Source organism: Yersinia intermedia, from assembly GCF_900635455.1.
GTDB classification, from domain to species: domain Bacteria; phylum Pseudomonadota; class Gammaproteobacteria; order Enterobacterales; family Enterobacteriaceae; genus Yersinia; species Yersinia intermedia.
The window spans coordinates 2,013,405-2,034,121 of the sequence record NZ_LR134116.1 but is presented as its reverse complement, the minus strand read 5'-3'; the positions used below and the strand labels follow the sequence as shown (position 1 = coordinate 2,034,121).

The window sequence follows — 20,717 nt, the reverse complement described above, 5'->3', positions numbered from 1 at the left end:
CAGATGATTTTATTTTCTGCCCGCCATCTCGTGCAGTCGCAGTGCAGTTCAAGCCCCATCGTGATGGATAAACTCAATACCATACAACCCACCAATAGCGTTGATGGTTTCTAATAGATGTGCACCATCAGCTTGATGCGGGACGGTATCGCTCGCTACTGAATGCGCAGACCAGCGCCCAATAAACCATGCTGTAATTTTAGCCATTACCACCTCTGCGTTATTTATCTAGCGGGATGAAACTGATGTTTTAAGGGTAGACGCTGCCGCGCGCACAGGTGAAATAATGATTATGGCTTTAGATATGCCAAATTTAGCTATGAAGGCCAAAACTTGAGATGAAAATTAATGATTATGCATTTTAAAGATGCCAGCCATCAGCCAAGGCGTTATCTTAATTAGACATTCACCCTAAAGGAGTTCCGCATGTTTGTTGTCAGTCTGACTTACCATAAACCTATCGACGTGGTCGAGGCACTCACTGAAAGTCATAAAGAGTGGTTGAAAAAGTACTATACACAAGGTGTTTTTATCGCATCAGGCCGTAAAGTGCCGCGTACCGGTGGCATTATTTTGGCCAAAAGTATTGCCCGTGAAGAACTGGATAAGATATTGGCCGAAGATCCGTTTAATGCAGTTGCCGATTATAGCGTGACCGAGTTTATCGCTTCCATGGCTATCGAGTCGGTGGAAGCGTTAAAAACTCTGTGATGCTTTTATGTGATAAACCCCAACAGCAGCCATAGTTGATGCCATGGCTGCTGTTACAACGTATTGGCCGTTAATTCTGCCCGTTGTTGTCGTTGTGCCATAATGCGATGCAGATTGGCCTCAAGCCATACGGTTAGCCCTTCCACCTGCTCCTGAATCTCTTTCCCCAACGGCGTTAATTTATATTCCACATGCGGTGGCACTACCGGATAAGCGATCCGCTCAACAAAACCATCTTCTTCAAGGTGTTGCAGTGTTTGTGCCAGCATCTTTTCGCTAACACCACCAATCTTTCTGCGCAACGCACTGAAACGCAGAGTCTCATTGCTTAACGCAATCAAGACTAAGACCCCCCAACGGCTGGTTACGCGCTTGAGCACTTCCCTTGAAGGACAATCTGCATTGAGTAATTCGCCCCGCCGGACCTGTTCAGGAAACGAAACAGCGTGATTCAAATTTTGCAGCTCCACTATTTTCATACTAACCTTTTGGTGCGTACTTACGTAAAGTTAGTATATTGCATATGATGAACTTAAGGGCGACTTTCTGGCCAATCATGCGGTTTTATTCTTTGCTAATGGTCTGTCACCTTTCTTATAACATCAAATCTGGAGTGTCATTATGATCGCAGTAACCGGTGCCACAGGCCAATTAGGCCGCCTTGTTATCAATGCATTACTTAAAAAAGTGCCCGCCAGTGAAATCATTGCTGCGGTACGTAACCCTGAAAAAGCCCACGATCTGGCAGCGTTAGGCGTTCAAATCCGCAAAGCTGACTATAGCCAGCCAGCCACGCTAGATACCGCTTTTCAAGGTGTTGATAAATTACTGTTAATCTCATCGAGTGAAGTGGGTCAGCGTATTGCCCAACATAGCGCCGTGATCGCAGCGGCCAAGCGTGCAGGGGTTAAACTGTTGGCGTATACCAGTTTGTTACATGCGGATAAAAGCCCACTGGGGTTAGGTGAAGAACACCGAGCCACCGAAGCACTATTACGTGAATCAGGTCTGCCAGTGGTGTTATTGCGTAACGGCTGGTATACCGAGAACTATGCAGCAAGTATCGCACCAGCCCTGGCACATGGCGCATTTATCGGCGCGGTAGCTGAGGGTCGTATCGCCTCTGCCGCACGTGAAGACTATGCCGAAGCGGCCGCTGTGGTGCTAACGCAGGGAAACCAGGCGGGTAAAGTTTACGAATTAGCCGGTGACGATATCTATACACTGGCTGAATTCTCGGCAGAAATCGCCCGCCAGTCAGGTAAACCTGTGGTGTACCACGATTTGTCTGAAGCCGATTTCAAGCAAGCATTGCTCGGAGCCGGTTTACCTGATGTTTTCGCCAGCCTATTAGCCGATTCTGATGCTGGCGCGGCTAAAGGAGGGTTGTTTGATGACAGTCATACATTGAGCAAACTGATTGGCCGGCCGACAACACCTTATGCCGATGTCATTGCAGCAACGCTAGCGGCACGTTAAATCTATTCTGATACTCACGGCCGGTTTCCCTAGGGTTACCGGCCGCTCGCGATCTAATCTTAATATATTATGCCAACTTAAAACTTGGCAGCATCCAGTGCCTGAGCAAGATCATTGAGAATGTCATCAATATGCTCTATACCAATCGATAGCCGCACCATATCCCGTGGTACGCCCGCCTTGATGAGTTCTTCATCATTAAGCTGGCGATGCGTGGTTGACGCTGGGTGGCAAGCCAGTGACTTGGCATCACCGATATTCACTAAGCGCACGATCAAATTCAGCGCATCAATAAAACGCCCGCCCGCCTCCTGCCCGCCATGAATACCAAATGACAATATCGAGGCTGGTTTACCACCAAAATAGCGCTGGGCCAGTTCATGCTCGGGATGATCGGGTAAGCCTGCGTATTTAACCCAACTGACTTGCGGATGGTTTTGCAAATAGTGTGCGACTTTCAGCGCATTTTCAGTATGACGTTCCATACGCAAAGCCAATGTCTCCAATCCCTGCAAAATCAGGAAAGCATTGAAAGGCGACAACGCAGCACCCGTATTTCGCAGTGGTACCACCCGGCAGCGGCCAATATAGGCTGCCGCGCCAAATTGCTCGGTATAGGTCACGCCATGATATGACGGATCGGGTGTATTCAATTGAGCAAAACGCTCTGGGTATTGCGCCCAAGGGAACTTACCTGAATCCACCACAATGCCACCAATACTGGAACCATGACCGCCGATATATTTGGTCAATGAATGCACCACAATATCCGCACCATGTTCAAATGGCCGACACAAGATTGGTGTTGCGACGGTATTATCAACAATTAATGGCACACCATGGCGATGAGCCGCATCAGCCAATTTTTTCAAATCAACGATATTCCCGGCAGGGTTACCAATCGATTCACAGAAAACTGCTTTAGTCCGGTCATCGATTAAGGCTTCCAATGCTGCGATATCATCATGATCGGCAAAACGGGTTTCTATCCCATAACGCGGCAACGTATGGGCCAGCAGATTGTAAGTCCCGCCATACAACTTAGCCACCGACACAATATTATCCCCCACTTCGGCAATGGTTTGGATAGCATAGGTAATCGCCGCCATACCGGACGCCACTGCCAGAGCCGCGATCCCCCCTTCAAGGGCAGCAACCCGTTTCTCCAGTACATCATTGGTGGGGTTCATGATGCGCGAATAAATATTGCCAGCGACTTTTAAATCAAACAGATCAGCACCATGTTGGGTATCGTCAAAAGCAAAGGAGGATGTTTGGTAAATAGGTACCGCAACGGCCTTGGTGGTGGGGTCCGGTGAATAGCCTGCATGAATAGATAATGTTTCTAATTTCATTCTTTATCCCTTGTTATATGACAATGCCCAGTGCCGCAGTCAGTAGGATGACGCCACTTAATTAAGCCGATCCTTGACTGGCGACAGACGTGATGAAGAGAATTACAATAGAGGAATTAATGAGCGGTACCTACCTCCAAAAGTAATTATTTAGCTATTAATTATAATTAAACGATATCGATATCCTCTCACCCGCCATTCAGCCATGTAGCGCTACGTTTCATCTATTCCATCCTGATAGATAACTTTCTCTTCTTATAAATCAATATACTGAATAAAAATATCTCTTCAGGGCTTTTCTGTCCACGCCTCGCCGCATATACTGTATGCATAACCAGTTATTTTGTAAATCAGTCGTTTTTTTGTTATCACGCTCTCCCCTTAGATAACGCATTTGGAGGCTTTATGGGTGCATTCGGCAATGCTGCACAGGACTATATTGAAAAGAGAATCGATCTTAATGAACACTGCATTGAGCACCCAGCCGCCACCTTTTTCATGACCGCCAAGGGTGACGCCCTGAGTGATGCAGGTATTAACAACGGCGCACTGCTGGTGATAGATCGCAGTTTGCAGGCACAGCACGGCGATATTGTCGTTGCAACCATCGGGGGTGAGTTCAATATTAAGCGGCTTTATTTACGACCGGTTCCCCGCCTTGAGGCGCTGAATGCAGCCACTCCCCCACTCATATTATGTGAAGGAGATGAAGAGTGGGTTATCTTTGGTGTCATTGTATTTAGTATCAATAAGTTACGATAATGTTTGCTCTCGTTGACGTGAACTCATTTTATGCCAGTTGTGAAACGGTATTCAGGCCTGATCTGTATGGTCGCCCTGTGGTGGTGTTATCCAATAACGATGGCTGCGTGATTGCCCGTAGCCGGGAGGCTAAGGTCGTGGGTATTCCAATGGGGGCACCCTATTTCAAGATACAGCAAGTTATCCATCAGCATCGTGTCGTCGCGTTTAGCAGTAATTACGCACTCTACAGTGATATGTCTGCACGGGTCATGACTATTCTTGAACAACTGGCCCCAGGGATTGAAATTTACTCAATCGATGAAGCATTTCTCAATATTACTGGTGTGCAGCATTGCATTACACTGGAAGAGTTTGGTCAGGGCGTGCGTGATAAAATACGCAAATTGACTGGCCTAAATGTCGGTGTAGGCATCGCACCAAGCAAGACTCTCGCCAAGCTGGCAAACCATGCTGCTAAGTTATGGCATAAAACGGGTGGTGTAGTCGATTTGTCCAATCCCATACGTCAACGCAAATTGCTGGCGCTGATGCCAGCGGCGCAGGTATGGGGCGTGGGCCAGCGTACCGCAAAAAAGCTGGCAGTGATGGGGATAACCACCGCCCTTCAATTATCAGAGGCCAGCCCCCCGCTTATTCGCAAAAACTTTAGCGTCGTACTGGAACGGACAGTGCGAGAATTGCGCGGAGAAGCTTGTCTGGCGGTGGCTGAATTCGCACCTACAAAACAACAAATAATCTGTTCGCGCTCATTTAGTAAACACATTACAGAATATCAAAGTATGCATGAAGCCGTTTGTAGCTATGCCGAGAAAGCAGCAGAAAAGCTACGCAAAGAGCACCAATACTGTTGCCATGTATCAACTTTTATCAAAACCAGCCCTTTTGCCAGTAACGAGGTCTATTACAGTAACCTCGCCAGCACTCGCCTCAACTTTCCGACCTTGGACTCAAGGGATATTATTGCCGCAGCCCTCAAATGGCTGGCAGCAATTTGGCGACCCGGTCACCATTACCTGAAAGCAGGTATTATGTTGGGAGATTTTTCAAGTCAGGGTATCGCGCAATTGGGTCTATTTGATGAGAGCAAACCGCGCATTAACAGTGAATCATTGATGGCGGCTATCGACAAAATTAATCAATCCGGTAAAAGTAAAATTGCGTTTATCGGGCAAGGAGTTAATCAACAATGGCAGATGAAACGTGAAATGTTATCACCTGCATATACTACCCGAATTCAAGATTGTCCTATTGCGGTTATTCGGTAACACGACTTAACGAATACCTCGGTGTATCGTTTATAGATGAATAGCATGCGAAAACGTTGATGGTTGACAACAAAGGCTTAGTCCGCCCTGCATATAGAAAGGAACATTATGGGTGCATTTACCGGTTTTACTCAACATGGGCTGACATTCTTACAGCACATCGCTCAGAACAATAACAAAGAATGGTTCGAGGAACATCGCGATATCTATGATCAACATCTACTACAACCCGTACGAAAGCTGGTGGCCGATCTGAGTTCAGATATGCTGACTATTGATGAGCTGTTTGAAGTTCGTCCAGCGATTGGCAAGACAATTTCTCGCATGAATCGCGATACCCGTTTTTCTCATGATAAGTCGCTCTATCGCAGCAATATTTGGCTTACATTTAAAAGATCACGTAAAAATTGGACGGATGCTCCAACTTACTTTTTCGAATTTGGCCCAGACTGGTGGCGTTATGGGTTGGGGTATTACAGCGCCTCGCGAGAAACAATGGATCTTTTCAGACAACAACTGATCCGTGCGCCTGCTGATTTTCTCACCATGGCTGACTGTATTTATCCGAATTTCTCGATTGAGGGTGAGAGTTACAAGCGCCCTTTGATTAAAGATCAACCTCAGGCATTGGCGGAATGGTACAACAAGAAGTCGTGGGCATTAATTAGCCACCGCAGAGATATGGATTTATTATTTTCCGAACAACTGGTTGGGCTGTTAAGTAAAGACTTTATGCGCCTTTCACCTATCTATAATTTTTTGATGAAAATTGAAGGGTTGAAGAAAAGTCATAATCACTTTAGCTAGACTGGGAGGCTTACTCTATACAGGGTACAGAAGTGCGATATTCAAATGGCTTAATCCGTTTGCAAGCATCAAAACATTGCAAGCTGTGCAAATGAAAACATACTGGATTTCGAGCAGATTGTTATTAAGTTTCGATACCGTCTTATCATCTTTTACCCCTGTCACTCAGGGGTTTTATCTTTGATAGCGACTCAACTAATACTCCACCGCTGTAACAAATAATTATTCTTATATTCATAATTAATGGCTAATTGTAAATAAAAACCTTATGAACATCATTTTATGCAACATTAAAACAGATTTTAACTATGTTTTATCCAAATAATAGACAAACAACCATACATAAGAAAACCCATTCACTACGTTCATCAATCAAATTTGATATGGCCTACAGTGAAATTATTAAGTAATTGTTTTGTATTGAGTTTATTATATTGATCGTCATTTTAAACAATAAACAAAAAATCAAATAAAATAATAAATTTAAATAAACTAATCATTTCATAAATACTATAGCGCCCCAAAAAAGTGCAACAGCATGAATAATCAGCACCATTATGGGGAATTGATAATTTAATTAATATAAGTATAAAGTTTTATCTTATGAGGCCGATTACCGTCTGTAGTTATTGTATTCACCTGTTATCAGGGAACTCCCCCATTTACTGAGGTTATTATGAGAGTGAACAAGCCTGTCAGTCGGCAGGAGTATCCCATTGATCGCGATACCACCTTGCAATCCACCACTGATATTCACGGCAATATCGCCTATGCCAATGCCGCCTTTGTTCGCGCCAGTGGTTTTGAATATCAGGACTTACTGAGTCAACCGCACAATGTGGTTCGGCACCCTGATATGCCACCTGCGGCATTTGCTGATATGTGGCAAACCCTGAATGCGGGTTTATCCTGGTCATCATTGGTTAAGAATCGCCGTAAAAATGGTGATTACTATTGGGTGCGCGCTAATGCTACGCCATTACGTCATGATGGCCGTCTGACCGGTTATATTTCGGTACGCATTGCACCCACTCGCGAAGAAGTTAAACAAGCAGAAGCACTGTACGCCGATTTTAATTCGGGTAAGGCCAAGCAGCGTCACATAGCACTGTATCGTGGGCTAATTGTTCGTACTGGTTGGTTGTCCCTATTGTCGCTGTTCCAAACGTTACCATTGCGCTGGCGCTTGCGCGGGGCATTATTGGGGGCGGCTTTGCTCCCTACTGTGGCCGCCGGAGTGATAGGGATAACCGGTTTGCCATTATTAGTTTTGGCTGCGGTTACCGTTGCCAGCAGCGTGGTGGCCTCATGGTGGTTAGAGCGCCAAGTTGCCCGCCCTATCGCCGCAATTTTGCAACAAGCGCAAGATGTCTCGTCCGGGCAGGCTGGTGATTACGTACAGCTAAACCGAGTAGATGAAATTGGTTATTTGATGCGTAGTGTCAATCAATTGGGGTTAAATCTTCGTTCTCTAACGGATGATGTTAGCGGTCAAGTTGATGGTATTAACACCGCCAGCAGTGAAATTGCCGCTGGGAATCGTGAGTTAAAAGTCAGGACTGAGCAGGCGACTGCCAACTTGCAACATATAGTCAGTGCCACAGAACAATTAGTGGCCACGGTACAACACAGTGCCAATAGTGCCAATGAAACCACATCGTTGGCAGCGATGAGCAGTCATGCGGCAGAACAAGGCAGCGAATTGATGCATCAAGTCATTGAAACTATGGGTACGATTAATGCTTCCAGTCATCGTATTGTAGATATTATCAGTGTCATTGAGGGAATCGCCTTTCAGACCAACATTCTGGCACTCAATGCGGCGGTTGAAGCCGCACGGGCTGGGGAGCAAGGTAGAGGGTTCGCGGTAGTTGCCAGCGAGGTGCGCCATCTGGCTCAACGTTCGTCAACCGCCGCCAAAGAGATCAAACAACTGATTGAAACCAGTGTGGAGCGGGTTCGTGATGGTAGCGCCTTAGTGCAAAATGCCGGGGCCACGATGGATAATATCGTCAAACAAGCGGGTCAAGTTTCTACCCTAATCAGTGAAATCAGCACCTCCACCCAGGAACAAACACAAGCTCTTGGTCAAATTAACCAATCGATCGGCCAGTTAGATCAAATGACACACCAGAATGCGGCCATGGTCGAACAATATGCCGGGGCGGCAGAAGAGTTAGCACATCGTACCCTGCGCTTGACAGCGGCTGTTCGAATTTACCGCCCAGTAAAATGAGATAAGTTGTTATACCCTAAATAATTCGAGTTGCAGGAAGGCGGCAAGCGAGATACAAATCGGTCGGGAACCGATTTGTACAGCATTTATGCTAGCCCGTAAGTGATTCGGGTTATTGAGTGTAGCCAACGCACATGAAGTATGACGGGCATAGATGACATAAGGCTGAAATATTGTATAACATCAATTACCACTGTATTTGATGTTATAGGGACAGTTGCTATTTAAGCATCTGTCATCGCAATAAATAGAAGCCTCGCGACAATGTCAGCATTGATACACTAACACCCTGCTTCGGTAGCTTTTGGCGGAGGGTGTTTAAGAATAGCATCCAGAGCTGTTCACATTAAAATTATCGGAGAGTGTCGTAAGATAGTCACCGCTAATTTCAGATAAGAGATGACCCGCCGTGACTTAAGGCTATTGGCCTGACATCTCAGATATAATCCTTTATTTTCAGCACAATATAATATACCCAGTAGCCATAATACTGCCGCGTTCAACGTCGCCAGAAGGCTGAGTATCATTTCGCTTTAATAAATAAACATAACTACAACGTCCCATCGCGGGATGACAATCAATCCATCACCTAAAAAATTATTATAATAAAGATATTGTTAAATCAATGTCTTAAACAAATTTTGTAATGATGCTAACGGTAGTAACAGTGAAGATACACATATTTCACTCATCGAGTAACAATTAAAGGATTTGATAAAGGAATTATTGCACCACATACTTATAAAAACATTAAACACAAAAAATATATTCAGCGATAATTCCCCACAAAAATATAATATTGTAGCGCACCAGACTTGGTAGCAATGATATTTATCACAAATAAACGGGTAATAAGTTTGATAATTAAATAAACAGTAAAATAAGGTTATTTATAAAGTATCAGACAGCAGTATTACTAATTAATTTTTATCTGTTGTTGCATAAACACTTAACTATAGAGGTAGAAATCATGAGTAACAATAAATTACAACTGCGGCACGGCCGAGTCACCGCCCCTCAAACACGAGGATTGGTAGCAACTGATTTAGGATTGATTGCTGAATGGGAAAATAACGAAATGGAAGGAGGAAAAAACTTCCCTGATTTGACAGGTGGTTCTTTCCCCCCTCCTTACGAAATGGATAGTTGGAGCAACCCACCACCTCCTGATGGCCTTATTCTCAGTGGTGGTCACCGCGGTAATCGAGAAGTGGTGAATTTCACCGATAAAGAAATGCAACACAAGCTACGGTCTATCGGTCACCCTAATGATAACTTTACCTGGCCAACTATCATGGTTAACCCAGGCAGTGACCTTGATATATATTGGGCCTACACTGTTGCTCATGTTACTCGTGGTTATCGTTGGTTTATTACCAAAGATGATTGGAACCCAGCAGAACGTATTACACGTGCTCAATTAGAGGCAACACCGTTTTATGAGGATATCTATCCTTATGTTCCTTATTACTCGAATAACGATAAGTTAGTGGCTAAAATCGAGCATAATGTTCATTTACCTAAAGGTAAAAAAGGCCATCACGTCATTATTCTGGCATGGATTGTTGCAGATTCAGGCAATGCGTTTTATCAAGCATGTGATGTCGACTTTGGTCAATAAATAATTAGGCCCTATCTAATTTGGCCAATCTCACTATACAGGTGGATAAATTTCATCTGTATTTTTCATACGATAGCAATAAATAAAAACCCCGCTATAGTAGTCAGGTGGTTACTCAATGATTAAATAAGGAGTTTTATGTCATCACTTAATCAAACATCTGTCCGCGCTCACAAAGGTGAAACTGATGCAAACTTACCTGGTGAAAATCACTTGATCGCCCATGAGGCTTTGCTTGTCGCGTTAATGGTTGAATGTGCTAATGAGTCAGATAACGATCAGTTCCTGTCCAGTGTCCGAGAAACACTTAACGGTATCCTGCACTCAGCGCGTTGTCTTGATGCCAACAAGATAGCCAATGGTCTGATCGATGAGGCTGATGATAAAGCCAACCGTTAGTCTGTAGCCCTCGTCATCGAGGGCTTTTTTATGCATTTTTCTAATTATTGGGTTTGAAAGAGGTATCCCAAAATTTATGCATTGTTTCAGCCTCGGAAACACCTGAATGGATAGATAAAAAAATAGGTGCCACATCGGGCACCTATCCTATTTATTTCACAACCAACGTCATCGGTTACTGATTTTATTCTGCTCTTTCGGCGGCAGAACTGAATAACTGGCAACAATCGCCGTAAGAATAATAAACAGATGCCCTTCCGAAGAGTCAAGTAAGAAGGAATTAAACAGGTGGCAAGCCAAATAGGCACCAAGTAACGCAATCAGCACATTTCTAACCTGAGCAGATAAACGCCATGCCGAGCGGAAATAACACCACATCCACCCCAGGAATAAGGCTAAACCGACCAAACCCGACTGAACCGTCTGCATCAGATATTCATTATGAGGATTGATGCTATACGCACTTTGCGAGAAAGAATACCAAAAACCCCCAGCACCATGGCCCAGGACAGGCGCATCCTCAATCAACTTCACTGAGGCGAGCATAAATGCGGTACGTAGCCCCATCGAGCTATCACAGGAAACATTAGCATCACCATTCGAGACGGCCAGACAGGTTTTAACCTCAGTCACGCCCTGCTGCAACCGATCTACCGCCCGGTTAGGCACCATAAGTACAATGGCCGCGACGATAAATGCGCAAACGGCCATCGCCAAGCGCTGGCGGATTGACAGTGACAGTAACCCCCACAGGCCAAATGCCGCGGCCAATGCAACATAGCCGGTGCGGCCTTGCACCATAAACACAATGTTATAGATAGCCAAACACACCAACAGACCATAACCCCAACGCTTCCATCCTTGGCTTCTAAAAGCCAGAGCAAGCCAGATAACGGCGGCCAGTGCCATAAAGAAATTATGCGTAATTTGCAGTTTAAACACAGAGGGATTCAGTGGATCAATATGCCCCAACGGCAGATGGAGAAGACCAACCCACAGACTTGCTGCCAGAATAACAGCATTTGCCAGTAAAAAACCTTTGGCAAAATAACCAGCCAGTGAACGGGACAGCATAAAGAACATTGCTAACGGCAAGATATACAGTAATTTGGAATACTTGCTGACCATCACTTTGCCGTACAAGTTATGCTGCCAGAGCAATGATACTGCCAGTAGCATAAACATAATTGCAGGCAACCAAATCAACGGATTCTTTGCCAACGTTTTCACATAGCGAGTATCGCGGTTCAGCAGCAAACAGATGACAGCTAACACCATCGACAAATTCATTATGAAATTAGAAGTGGGTAGACCAATACCTAACAGAAATGCCGTAGCACAGGAAAACATGCCAACATATCGATGCACTGGCGCTGAGCCGGGCAAAGAAGTAGAAGCCGGAGAAATCATAAGTCACTCACTTCGAATTGATAATCAGTTGAGGCTATCAGGCACCTTTTCGCAAAGGACAGCAGCCCCAATTTACGCCATAACCTACCATCGGAAACCGCTGGCTATGGCGATGTTTTGTGGCGAGTGCCGTTTATGCTGCCAGTGATCTAAACAAGTAACGGAACCACCATAATGGTCGCCACCACAACTTGCGTTCAGGCACCGTCGGCACACGTGAATGCACTTTTTTAATTTCCCAGTTAAAGTTAAGAAATATTCGGCTATGGCCATATTCTGCACCAAATCGTGCAATTTCACTCTTCTTCCGGTCATCAATTGGTGCGTTGTGGGTCAAATCACGATCCAGAGAATGGTAACTCTTTTTCCTATCCACATTGCGCTCAATGCATCGATACTGCTTAGGCAGATAACGTGGGGTGCTACCATGATCTTTATGGAACTTCACAAACCGATAATCTTCCGAGCCATAATGGCCGGCGAACTCTTCATCATAACCATACAGCCTAAAGAATCGCGCTCTGGACATGAAGAACAAGTTGGGGTGACCACGATAGGCTTTACCTGTTTTTTCATCAGTGCGGTAGATACGATATAAGGAGCGGCCGGGGTTACGGGCATTCACCAAATAACGCAGGGTGTCTGCGGGCAGCAAGCAATCTAAATCAGTAATGATAATCTTATCTGACTTCGCATATGTCACACCCAGATTCCGAGAGCCCGCCTGATTCCACTGAATATCCGTCGTTATTCTTAACCACGTGAAATTCAAATCATAATCTTTTACGTCATACTCTAATGGCGAGCAATCATCTACAATGACAAACTCCACTGCATCTTTAATATCATCTGGGTAAGATTCATACTCTTTCAACAAAGATTCAACAGAATCCATATTCCCCTGATTACAGTAAAAATGAGTCACATAAGTCAGTTTGATATGCTGCTTATCTAGTGGATGCCGTGCCTTAACAATTTCTACATCCTTTGTCACAATGTAAACCTCTGTTTTAAGAGAGAAAATAAATTTTTAATATCTGATGTTCAATATCTAAATACGTTCAATAGAATTAAATAACATAGATATGTCAAATGACTTGCGATAAAGGATAAAGAGTTACCATAATCAGTCAATTATTTTCTTCATCTATTCCTACCGTAAGAATAAGGTAGGAATAACAAATTAATAACAAATATAAGAGAGCAGTTGTACTGGCTGCGCGTTAAACAAGCATCCTTGCGCTTTATTGAGATAAAAAAAAACCTCACGGTCGCTTAAACTCCCGCAAGGTTTTGTTCTGCTCAACAACTTACATATTGTCGATGATGTCTTGACCAAACTCGCTACATTTACGCAGTTTAGCACCATCCATCAGACGTTCGAAATCATAAGTCACGGTCTTGGCCTGAATTGCGCCTTCGGTGCCTTTGATAATCAGGTCTGCGGCTTCGAACCAACCCATATGACGCAACATCATTTCTGCGGACAGAATGATAGAGCCTGGGTTCACTTTATCCTGACCGGCATATTTTGGTGCGGTGCCGTGAGTGGCTTCGAACAACGCACAATCATCACCAATGTTGGCACCCGGAGCAATACCGATACCGCCAACCTGTGCAGCCAAGGCGTCAGAGATGTAATCACCGTTCAGGTTCATACAGGCAATAACATCATATTCAGCAGGGCGCAGCAGAATTTGTTGCAGGAAGGCATCAGCAATCACATCTTTGATGATGATCTCTTTGCCGTTATTCGGGTTCTTGATTTTAACCCAAGGGCCACCATCGATCAGCTCACCACCAAATTCCTCGCGCGCTAACTGGTAACCCCAGTCTTTAAATGCGCCTTCGGTGAATTTCATAATGTTGCCTTTATGAACCAAAGTAACTGATTCACGGTCGTTGGTAATTGCATATTCAATTGCCGCACGAACCAAGCGTTTAGTTCCTTCTTCTGAACAAGGTTTGATACCAATACCGCATTGTTCAGGGAAACGGATTTTCTTCACACCCATTTCTTCGCGCAGGAACTTAATCACCTTTTCAGCTTCTGGTGAACCGGCTTTCCATTCGATACCAGCATAGATATCTTCAGCATTTTCGCGGAAAATTACCATGTTGGTCAATTCAGGGTGTTTTACCGGGCTTGGAGTACCTTCGTAATAACGCACCGGACGCAGACACACATACAGATCAAGTTGTTGGCGCAAAGCAACGTTCAAAGAACGAATACCGCCGCCGACGGGGGTAGTTAACGGGCCTTTAATTGCAACACGGTACTCACGAATCAGATCCAATGTTTCTTCTGGCAACCAAACATCTTTGCCATAAACATGCGTTGACTTCTCACCGGTGTAGATTTCCATCCAGGAGATTTTACGCTCGCCTTTATAGGCTTTCTTAACCGCGGCATCTACCACGTGGATCATGGCTGGGGTCACATCAACGCCAATACCGTCACCTTCAATAAATGGAATGATCGGATTATGCGGAACAACCAGTTTACCCTGAGCATCGACAGTAATTTTCTTACCTTCTGCCGGAACAACTACTTTGCTTTCCATCAACCTTCTCCTTCAGCGCAATTTTGTTAATGCCTTGTAAGATTCGTGTCAATACTACTTGAATATTCGTCCCACGCCAATCCGAAACGGATTAAGGTATAATGCGCTAATCATTCGGAATCGCAATAATCATGAATAAATTCTCTGTTAAAAATCACAAAGTTAACCGATTCAGCACCAAGATACAGGCCAAACAAGTAAAGCCGGTAGGCCCTCGGAGGGTACTGTTATTCAACAAACCTTTCGATGTATTACCACAATTTACTGATGAATCTGGCCGCAGAACATTAAAGGAATTTATTCCTTTTAACGATGTTTATGCCGCTGGCAGGCTCGATCGCGACAGTGAAGGTTTACTGGTATTAACCAATGATGGCAAGTTACAAGCCAAACTCACCCAACCGACAGCAAAAACAGGTAAAATCTATTTTGTACAAGTAGAAGGCGTGCCAGAAGACGATGCACTCGATAAGCTACGGCACGGCGTTGTCTTAAAAGATGGTCCGACCTTACCCGCAGGGGCCGAGTTAGTTAGCGAACCTGAGTGGCTGTGGCCGCGAGTTCCCCCCATCAGAGAGCGCAAAAATATTCCTACCCGTTGGCTACAGATCACACTTTACGAAGGTCGGAATCGACAAGTACGCAGAATGACGGCCCATATTGGCTTCCCTACTCTACGTCTGATACGGTTTAGTGTAGGAAACTTAAGCCTTGCCGACCTACAGCCCGGCGAATGGAAGGAGATTCGCGATGTTTAAGCCCCATGTAACTGTCGCTTGTGTTGTACACGCTCAAGGGAAATTTTTAGTTGTCGAAGAGACGATTAATGGCAAAAAATTATGGAATCAACCGGCTGGGCATTTGGAAGCCGATGAAACCCTGCTGCAAGCCGCAGAGAGAGAACTGTGGGAGGAGACCGGGATCCGCGCCACACCGCAATCTTTTCTGCGAATGCATCAATGGATAGCACCGGACAAAACGCCATTCTTACGCTTCGCTTTTGTTATTGAGCTGCTGGCCCCCTTACCCACCCATCCTCATGACAGTGACATTGACTGCTGTCTGTGGCTCTCTGCTGATGAAATACTGCAATCAGCCAATTTACGTTCACCGCTAGTGGCCGAAAGTATCCGCTGTTACCAACAGCCAGAACGTTATTCACTTGATCTGGTTGGCTCCTTTAACTGGCCTTTATAAAAGGTAGATTTGATTTACTCAGGTAATTTCGTCAAGAGCGCGAATCTAGAATGCAGCCAAGCGGTCAACGTGATAAAATCCGGCGCTTGTTTTTATAATGCCTTGCCTGTGGCGGCAAAGTGTTCGGATAGTGTTATCCGGCCGGCCCTCTATCAGAGGCTTAGGTATTTACGTTAGTGAGACTCCCATGTCAGATAATAGCCAGAAAAAAGTAATCGTCGGTATGTCCGGCGGTGTCGACTCTTCCGTTTCCGCCTACCTGCTCCAGCAACAGGGTTACCAAGTTGCCGGTTTGTTCATGAAGAACTGGGAAGAGGATGATGGCGAAGAATATTGTTCCGCAGCGACCGATTTGGCCGATGCGCAAGCAGTATGCGACAAACTGGGCATGGAGTTGCACACCGTCAATTTTGCCGCAGAATATTGGGATAACGTGTTTGAATTGTTCCTGGAAGAATATAAAGCCGGGCGCACACCTAACCCTGATATTCTGTGTAATAAAGAGATCAAGTTTAAAGCCTTCCTTGAGTTTGCTGCTGAAGACTTAGGCGCCGATTATATTGCCACTGGCCACTATGTTCGCCGCCAGGATGTTGATGGCAAAAGCCGTTTATTACGCGGTCTGGATGGCAATAAAGATCAAAGTTACTTCCTCTATACATTAAGCCACGAACAACTGGCCCAAAGCCTGTTCCCGGTCGGAGAATTGGAAAAACCCGAAGTTCGCCGTATCGCCGAACAACTTGAGCTGGTCACCGCCAAGAAAAAAGACTCTACCGGTATCTGCTTTATTGGTGAGCGCAAATTCCGTGATTTTTTGGGGCGCTATCTGCCCGCACAACCCGGCCCTATCATGACGGTTGACGGTCAGCATATGGGCGAGCATCAGGGGTTGATGTATCACACCTTGGGGCAACGTAAAGGGCTGGGTATTGGTGGCACCAAAGATGGCGGTGATGACCCATGGTATGTGGTAGATAAAGATGTCGCTAATAACATCTTGCTCGTGGCGCAAGGACATGAACATCCCCGGTTAATGTCAGTGGGTCTGATAGCCCAACAATTGCACTGGGTTGACCGTCAACCGATCACCGCCGCTTTTCGGTGTGTGGTGAAAACACGCTACCGTCAGCAGGATATTCCCTGCACCGTCACCCCGCTGGATAATGAGCGTGTCGAGGTCAGGTTCGATAACCCGGTTGCCGCAGTAACACCGGGGCAGTCCGCTGTATTCTATCAAGGTGAAGTCTGCCTCGGCGGCGGTATCATTGAAGAGCGTTATCCACTGACTGATGCGGTAACAAACTAAATCAGCCTAGTAATGACCCCGAACGTTTACAGGAGTGACCGTGGCGAAGAATTATTATGATATTACGCTGGCACTGGCAGGGATCTGCCAGTCCGCTCGCGTGGTTCAGCAACTGGCTCATGAAGGCCAGTGCGATAATGATGCATTGAATACCCTCTTGGGCGGGCTACTACAGACTGACCCGCCGTCAACAATTGCGGTGTACGGCGGTAATGAACAATCGCTGAAAATGGGATTAGAGACCCTGCAAAGTGTCTTAAACGCCAATCGTCAGGGGCCGGCAGCAGAATTAACCCGCTACACCCTGAGCCTGATGGTGCTAGAGCGCAAGCTCAATGCCAATAAATCCGCCATGAATACATTGGGTGATCGAATCAGTCAGCTTGATCGCCAATTGGTGCATTTCGATCTTGAATCGGAAACGATGATGAGTTCGCTGGCATCGATTTATACTGATGTTATCAGCCCACTCGGCCCACGGATTCAAGTGGTCGGTTCACCTGCAATTCTACAAAGCACACTGGTGCAGGCAAAAGTTCGTGCCGCCTTGCTGGCGGGTATTCGCTCAGCCGTGCTTTGGCAGCAAGTCGGTGGAAGCCGCTTGCAGTTAATGTTTTCACGAAATCGTCTCTTTAAACAGGCACAGAGTATTCTTGCTCATAATTGAACCATACCAAAGTAATTGGAGTTGCCACCGATGGAATTATCCTCACTGACCGCCGTTTCACCTATTGATGGTCGCTACGGCGACAAAGTCAGCGCACTGCGCCCAATCTTTAGCGAATTCGGTTTGCTGAAATTCCGCGTGCAGGTCGAAGTTCGTTGGCTGCAAAAACTGGCCGCCTGCACAGAGATCAAAGAAGTTCCGGCTTTTGATGCCGACGCAAACGCTTACCTTGACAAGATCGTGCAAGAGTTCAACGAACAAGATGCACAACGCATCAAAACCATTGAACGCACGACGAATCATGATGTGAAAGCTGTTGAGTATTTTCTGAAAGAAAAAGTAGAGAGTGTTCCGGCGTTGCACGCCGTGTCAGAATTTATTCACTTTGCTTGTACTTCTGAAGATATCAATAACTTATCCCATGCCTTAATGTTGCAAACCGCCCGTCAGGACGTGGTATTGCCAATGTGGCGGCAGATTATTGACTCAATTAAAGCGCTAGCCCACCAGTACCGTGATTTGCCACTGCTGTCCCGTACCCATGGTCAGCCAGCCACACCTTCAACCATCGGTAAAGAACTGGCTAACGTCGCTTACCGTATGGAGCGCCAGTTCCGTCAACTGTCACAAGTAGAAATTCTGGGTAAAATCAACGGTGCAGTAGGTAACTATAATGCTCACATCGTTGCTTATCCTGAAGTTGACTGGCATCAGTTCAGCGAAAGTTTTGTCACGTCGCTAGGAATCAACTGGAACCCATACACCACGCAAATTGAACCTCATGACTACATTGCCGAACTGTTTGATTGCGTTGCCCGTTTTAATACTATTCTGATCGATTTTGACCGTGATATTTGGGGTTACGTTGCCCTAAATCATTTCAAACAAAAAACCATCGCCGGTGAAATTGGTTCAAGCACGATGCCACATAAAGTGAACCCAATTGATTTCGAAAACTCCGAAGGCAATCTGGGCCTGTCCAATGCGGTGCTCGGGCATTTGGCCAGTAAACTGCCCGTTTCCCGCTGGCAACGTGATCTGACTGACTCCACCGTGCTCCGCAATTTAGGTGTCGGTTTGGGCTATGCGTTGATCGCCTATCAGGCGACGATGAAAGGCATTAGCAAGTTGGAAGTCAACGAAGCGCACCTACGGGATGAGCTTGATCACAACTGGGAAGTTCTGGCTGAGCCAATCCAAACCGTAATGCGCCGTTATGGCATTGAAAAACCTTATGAAAAATTAAAAGAACTTACCCGTGGCAAGCGTGTGGATGCCGCTGGTATGCAGGCATTTATCGATGGACTTGCCTTACCGGAAGAAGAAAAAATCCGCTTGAAAGCAATGACGCCTGCTAATTATATTGGCCGGGCGGCCACTATGGTCGATGAATTAAAGTAATATTTTAATCCCTAATACAGGTGGTAACCCAATGCCACCTGTATTATCCCCTGATTTTTCTTATTTTCCCGTGTACTCCCGCCTGTTTAGCAATGGTTTAGTCGCTATCATCGATAATACCTGCAATGTCAAAAGGACGTTACAATTGCAGGAGCTATTATCATATGTTGAAACAAACCTTATTATCTCTCGCCCTGATGGGTACCTGTACAGCCGCAATCGCGGGTGATTACACTTATGTCGCGGGTGGCTTGCAATACGGTGCAATCAGCAACAATGCCCGTTTTGATAAACAGTTTGACCAAAAAAAGTACAGCCATGTCGGTAATCGCGATATGGGTGGCATATATCTGAATGGTGGCTATGGATTTGAGAATGATCTCTTTATTGATGCCCGCCTGAACAGTATTGCCAATAACGATCGTGGTCTCGCGGAAGCAGTACTCGGCTTGGGGTACCACTTTGCTTTTTCACCTAATATCGATTTTTATAGCTTAGTGGGCGGCAGCCGCCATGCAATGGTATTTGATGCCAGCAAAGACGGTGAAAAAACCAACACCTACAATAGCGCTACCGGTGAAATAGGTATTAAGAGCAAACTCACGCAAAATATCGGTATGAATGTTGCCTATCGCCTGGCGAACTATGACCACCGTGCATTCCATGAAGCACGAATTACGACAAGCTACGCCTTGACGCAGAACCTTGCAGCGGAAGTAGGTTACACCTACCATAACTGGAAAGTAAGTGATCAAGCCATGCAAACAGGTTTACGTTATAACTTCTAAGTAGTTGGTTTTAATTGTTTACTTGCTGGGTAATATTGCATTACCCGGCAAGTCTTATTGAGGAATGTGGTATTCGGGTTCTGGTTGTGGAAGATAATGCTTTATTGCGTCACCATCTTACGGTGCAAATGCGTGAAATGGGCCATCAAGTTGATGCAGCGGAAGATGCTAAAGAGGCGGACTATTTCTTGCAAGAGCATGCCCCGGATATCGCGATTATTGATCTCAGCCTTCCAGGGGAAGATGGTTTAAGTCTTATTCGTCGCTGGCGCAGTCATCAAACAAATCTGCCTATTCTGGTGCTCACAGCACGGGAAAGCTGGCAAGATAAAGTTGCCGTGCTGGAAGCGGGTGCCGACGATTACGTGACTAAGCCCTTTCATCTCGAAGAAGTCATCGCACGGATGCAGGCGTTGATGCGCCGCAATATTGGCTTAGCTTCTCAGGTAATTGAATTCCCTCCATTTCAGATTGACCTTTCGCGTCGAGAGTTGTGTGTTAACCAGCAACAGATTAAACTGACGGCCTTTGAATACACTATCATCGAAACCCTTATTCGTAATGCCGGTAAAGTGGTCAGCAAAGATACGCTCATGCTGCAACTCTACCCTGATGCAGAACTACGTGAGAGCCACACCATTGATGTATTAATGGGCCGTTTGCGTAAAAAGCTACTGGCAGAACATGAAGGCGAAGTGATTACGACCATCCGAGGTCAGGGATACCGTTTTGACGCCAGCTAG

Annotated in this window: 21 protein-coding genes and 1 pseudogene; 15 read left to right on the top strand and 7 right to left on the bottom strand. The window is 45.6% G+C overall.

Translation table 11 applies throughout. The annotated features are described in order from the left end of the window. Positions 1-48 precede the first annotated feature (48 nt). The gene (locus EL015_RS21690) at positions 49-207 is read right to left on the bottom strand and encodes a hypothetical protein (RefSeq protein WP_005183076.1); all 159 of its coding nucleotides are present in this window, start codon (positions 205-207) and stop codon (positions 49-51) included. A gap of 219 nt (positions 208-426) precedes the next feature. Between EL015_RS21690 and EL015_RS09225 the strand changes: the two genes are divergently transcribed. Then, positions 427-711, top strand: coding sequence for a YciI family protein (locus EL015_RS09225; RefSeq protein WP_005183077.1), 285 nt, complete (start codon positions 427-429; stop codon positions 709-711). Between the two features lie 53 nt (positions 712-764). Here the strand turns inward: EL015_RS09225 and EL015_RS09220 are convergent, their stop codons facing one another. After that, on the bottom strand, positions 765-1,190 hold the full coding sequence (locus EL015_RS09220; protein ID WP_032905838.1) for a winged helix-turn-helix transcriptional regulator: 426 nt from the start codon (positions 1,188-1,190) through the stop codon (positions 765-767). Between the two features lie 142 nt (positions 1,191-1,332). Between EL015_RS09220 and EL015_RS09215 the strand changes: the two genes are divergently transcribed. Next, positions 1,333-2,190 carry an SDR family oxidoreductase gene (locus tag EL015_RS09215; protein WP_005183081.1) on the top strand — a complete coding sequence of 286 codons (858 nt, stop codon included), beginning with the start codon at positions 1,333-1,335 and terminating at the stop codon, positions 2,188-2,190. Positions 2,191-2,267: 77 nt separating this feature from the next. On the opposite strand, the gene EL015_RS09210 is transcribed toward EL015_RS09215, so the two are convergent. After that, positions 2,268-3,545 carry a bifunctional O-acetylhomoserine aminocarboxypropyltransferase/cysteine synthase gene (locus EL015_RS09210; protein WP_005183083.1) on the bottom strand — a complete coding sequence of 426 codons (1,278 nt, stop codon included), beginning with the start codon at positions 3,543-3,545 and terminating at the stop codon, positions 2,268-2,270. A gap of 405 nt (positions 3,546-3,950) precedes the next feature. On the opposite strand from EL015_RS09210, the gene umuD reads away from it, so the two are divergent. From umuD to EL015_RS09190, 4 genes are all read left to right on the top strand, one after another. Further along, the gene (gene umuD / locus EL015_RS09205; RefSeq protein WP_032905840.1) at positions 3,951-4,307 is read left to right on the top strand and encodes a translesion error-prone DNA polymerase V autoproteolytic subunit; all 357 of its coding nucleotides are present in this window, start codon (positions 3,951-3,953) and stop codon (positions 4,305-4,307) included. Further along, entirely contained in the window at positions 4,307-5,575 is a 1,269-nt protein-coding gene (gene umuC, locus EL015_RS09200; protein ID WP_005183086.1) for a translesion error-prone DNA polymerase V subunit UmuC, read from the top strand. The genes umuD and umuC overlap by 1 nt, the downstream gene beginning before the upstream one ends. 105 nt (positions 5,576-5,680) lie before the next feature. After that, entirely contained in the window at positions 5,681-6,382 is a 702-nt protein-coding gene (locus EL015_RS09195; protein ID WP_086018939.1) for a DUF2461 domain-containing protein, read from the top strand. Positions 6,383-7,058: 676 nt separating this feature from the next. After that, positions 7,059-8,618, top strand: coding sequence for a methyl-accepting chemotaxis protein (locus tag EL015_RS09190; protein ID WP_032905842.1), 1,560 nt, complete (start codon positions 7,059-7,061; stop codon positions 8,616-8,618). Between the two features lie 267 nt (positions 8,619-8,885). Here EL015_RS09190 and EL015_RS21910 read toward each other — a convergent pair. Then, a pseudogene (locus EL015_RS21910) lies at positions 8,886-9,145 on the bottom strand (IS4 family transposase); the annotation flags it as partial. A gap of 443 nt (positions 9,146-9,588) precedes the next feature. Here EL015_RS21910 and EL015_RS09180 point away from each other — a divergent pair. Continuing rightward, complete coding sequence (locus EL015_RS09180; RefSeq protein WP_005183097.1) at positions 9,589-10,239, top strand: lytic polysaccharide monooxygenase auxiliary activity family 9 protein; 651 nt, start codon at positions 9,589-9,591, stop codon at positions 10,237-10,239. Between the two features lie 138 nt (positions 10,240-10,377). Continuing rightward, positions 10,378-10,638 carry a hypothetical protein gene (locus tag EL015_RS09175; RefSeq protein WP_005183098.1) on the top strand — a complete coding sequence of 87 codons (261 nt, stop codon included), beginning with the start codon at positions 10,378-10,380 and terminating at the stop codon, positions 10,636-10,638. A 168-nt stretch (positions 10,639-10,806) separates the two neighbouring features. Here EL015_RS09175 and EL015_RS09170 read toward each other — a convergent pair whose 3' ends face one another. From EL015_RS09170 to icd, 3 genes are all read right to left on the bottom strand, one after another. After that, positions 10,807-12,048 carry an O-antigen ligase family protein gene (locus EL015_RS09170; RefSeq protein ID WP_005183099.1) on the bottom strand — a complete coding sequence of 414 codons (1,242 nt, stop codon included), beginning with the start codon at positions 12,046-12,048 and terminating at the stop codon, positions 10,807-10,809. A 133-nt stretch (positions 12,049-12,181) separates the two neighbouring features. Then, positions 12,182-13,042: a glycosyltransferase family A protein gene (locus EL015_RS09165; protein WP_005183100.1), complete on the bottom strand. Its 861-nt coding sequence runs from the start codon at positions 13,040-13,042 to the stop codon at positions 12,182-12,184. Positions 13,043-13,358: 316 nt separating this feature from the next. Continuing rightward, complete coding sequence (icd, locus tag EL015_RS09160) at positions 13,359-14,612, bottom strand: NADP-dependent isocitrate dehydrogenase (protein WP_005183101.1); 1,254 nt, start codon at positions 14,610-14,612, stop codon at positions 13,359-13,361. 131 nt (positions 14,613-14,743) lie between these two features. On the opposite strand from icd, the gene rluE reads away from it, so the two are divergent. The 7 genes from rluE (at position 14,744) to phoP (ending at position 20,717) form a co-directional block, all read left to right on the top strand. Then, positions 14,744-15,370, top strand: a complete 627-nt coding sequence (gene rluE, locus EL015_RS09155) for a 23S rRNA pseudouridine(2457) synthase RluE (protein WP_005183102.1) — start codon at positions 14,744-14,746, stop codon at positions 15,368-15,370. Continuing rightward, positions 15,363-15,809 carry an NUDIX hydrolase gene (locus EL015_RS09150; protein ID WP_032905845.1) on the top strand — a complete coding sequence of 149 codons (447 nt, stop codon included), beginning with the start codon at positions 15,363-15,365 and terminating at the stop codon, positions 15,807-15,809. Before rluE ends, EL015_RS09150 begins: the two co-directional genes overlap by 8 nt. 187 nt (positions 15,810-15,996) lie before the next feature. Next, positions 15,997-17,118, top strand: coding sequence for a tRNA 2-thiouridine(34) synthase MnmA (gene mnmA / locus EL015_RS09145; RefSeq protein ID WP_005183104.1), 1,122 nt, complete (start codon positions 15,997-15,999; stop codon positions 17,116-17,118). Between the two features lie 40 nt (positions 17,119-17,158). Then, the gene (gene hflD, locus EL015_RS09140; RefSeq protein ID WP_032905848.1) at positions 17,159-17,785 is read left to right on the top strand and encodes a high frequency lysogenization protein HflD; all 627 of its coding nucleotides are present in this window, start codon (positions 17,159-17,161) and stop codon (positions 17,783-17,785) included. Positions 17,786-17,815: 30 nt separating this feature from the next. After that, complete coding sequence (purB, locus tag EL015_RS09135; RefSeq protein WP_032905850.1) at positions 17,816-19,186, top strand: adenylosuccinate lyase; 1,371 nt, start codon at positions 17,816-17,818, stop codon at positions 19,184-19,186. 164 nt (positions 19,187-19,350) lie between these two features. Continuing rightward, entirely contained in the window at positions 19,351-19,974 is a 624-nt protein-coding gene (locus tag EL015_RS09130; protein ID WP_005183109.1) for a YPO1635 family putative outer membrane beta-barrel protein, read from the top strand. A gap of 71 nt (positions 19,975-20,045) precedes the next feature. Continuing rightward, a complete protein-coding gene (gene phoP, locus EL015_RS09125) occupies positions 20,046-20,717 on the top strand; it encodes a two-component system response regulator PhoP (protein ID WP_126286824.1) in 672 nt (223 codons plus the stop codon).

What these genes read in the sequence shown, in the direction of transcription:
- EL015_RS21690 (WP_005183076.1), bottom strand. Translation starts at nt 207, where the DNA reads ATGGCTAAAATTACAGCATGGTTTATTGGGCGCTGGTCTGCGCATTCA.
- EL015_RS09225 (WP_005183077.1), top strand. Translation starts at nt 427, where the DNA reads ATGTTTGTTGTCAGTCTGACTTACCATAAACCTATCGACGTGGTCGAG.
- EL015_RS09220 (WP_032905838.1), bottom strand. Translation starts at nt 1,190, where the DNA reads ATGAAAATAGTGGAGCTGCAAAATTTGAATCACGCTGTTTCGTTTCCT.
- EL015_RS09215 (WP_005183081.1), top strand. Translation starts at nt 1,333, where the DNA reads ATGATCGCAGTAACCGGTGCCACAGGCCAATTAGGCCGCCTTGTTATC.
- EL015_RS09210 (WP_005183083.1), bottom strand. Translation starts at nt 3,545, where the DNA reads ATGAAATTAGAAACATTATCTATTCATGCAGGCTATTCACCGGACCCC.
- umuD (WP_032905840.1), top strand. Translation starts at nt 3,951, where the DNA reads ATGGGTGCATTCGGCAATGCTGCACAGGACTATATTGAAAAGAGAATC.
- umuC (WP_005183086.1), top strand. Translation starts at nt 4,307, where the DNA reads ATGTTTGCTCTCGTTGACGTGAACTCATTTTATGCCAGTTGTGAAACG.
- EL015_RS09190 (WP_032905842.1), top strand. Translation starts at nt 7,059, where the DNA reads ATGAGAGTGAACAAGCCTGTCAGTCGGCAGGAGTATCCCATTGATCGC.
- EL015_RS09180 (WP_005183097.1), top strand. Translation starts at nt 9,589, where the DNA reads ATGAGTAACAATAAATTACAACTGCGGCACGGCCGAGTCACCGCCCCT.
- EL015_RS09175 (WP_005183098.1), top strand. Translation starts at nt 10,378, where the DNA reads ATGTCATCACTTAATCAAACATCTGTCCGCGCTCACAAAGGTGAAACT.
- EL015_RS09170 (WP_005183099.1), bottom strand. Translation starts at nt 12,048, where the DNA reads ATGATTTCTCCGGCTTCTACTTCTTTGCCCGGCTCAGCGCCAGTGCAT.
- icd (WP_005183101.1), bottom strand. Translation starts at nt 14,612, where the DNA reads ATGGAAAGCAAAGTAGTTGTTCCGGCAGAAGGTAAGAAAATTACTGTC.
- rluE (WP_005183102.1), top strand. Translation starts at nt 14,744, where the DNA reads ATGAATAAATTCTCTGTTAAAAATCACAAAGTTAACCGATTCAGCACC.
- EL015_RS09150 (WP_032905845.1), top strand. Translation starts at nt 15,363, where the DNA reads ATGTTTAAGCCCCATGTAACTGTCGCTTGTGTTGTACACGCTCAAGGG.
- mnmA (WP_005183104.1), top strand. Translation starts at nt 15,997, where the DNA reads ATGTCAGATAATAGCCAGAAAAAAGTAATCGTCGGTATGTCCGGCGGT.
- purB (WP_032905850.1), top strand. Translation starts at nt 17,816, where the DNA reads ATGGAATTATCCTCACTGACCGCCGTTTCACCTATTGATGGTCGCTAC.
- EL015_RS09130 (WP_005183109.1), top strand. Translation starts at nt 19,351, where the DNA reads ATGTTGAAACAAACCTTATTATCTCTCGCCCTGATGGGTACCTGTACA.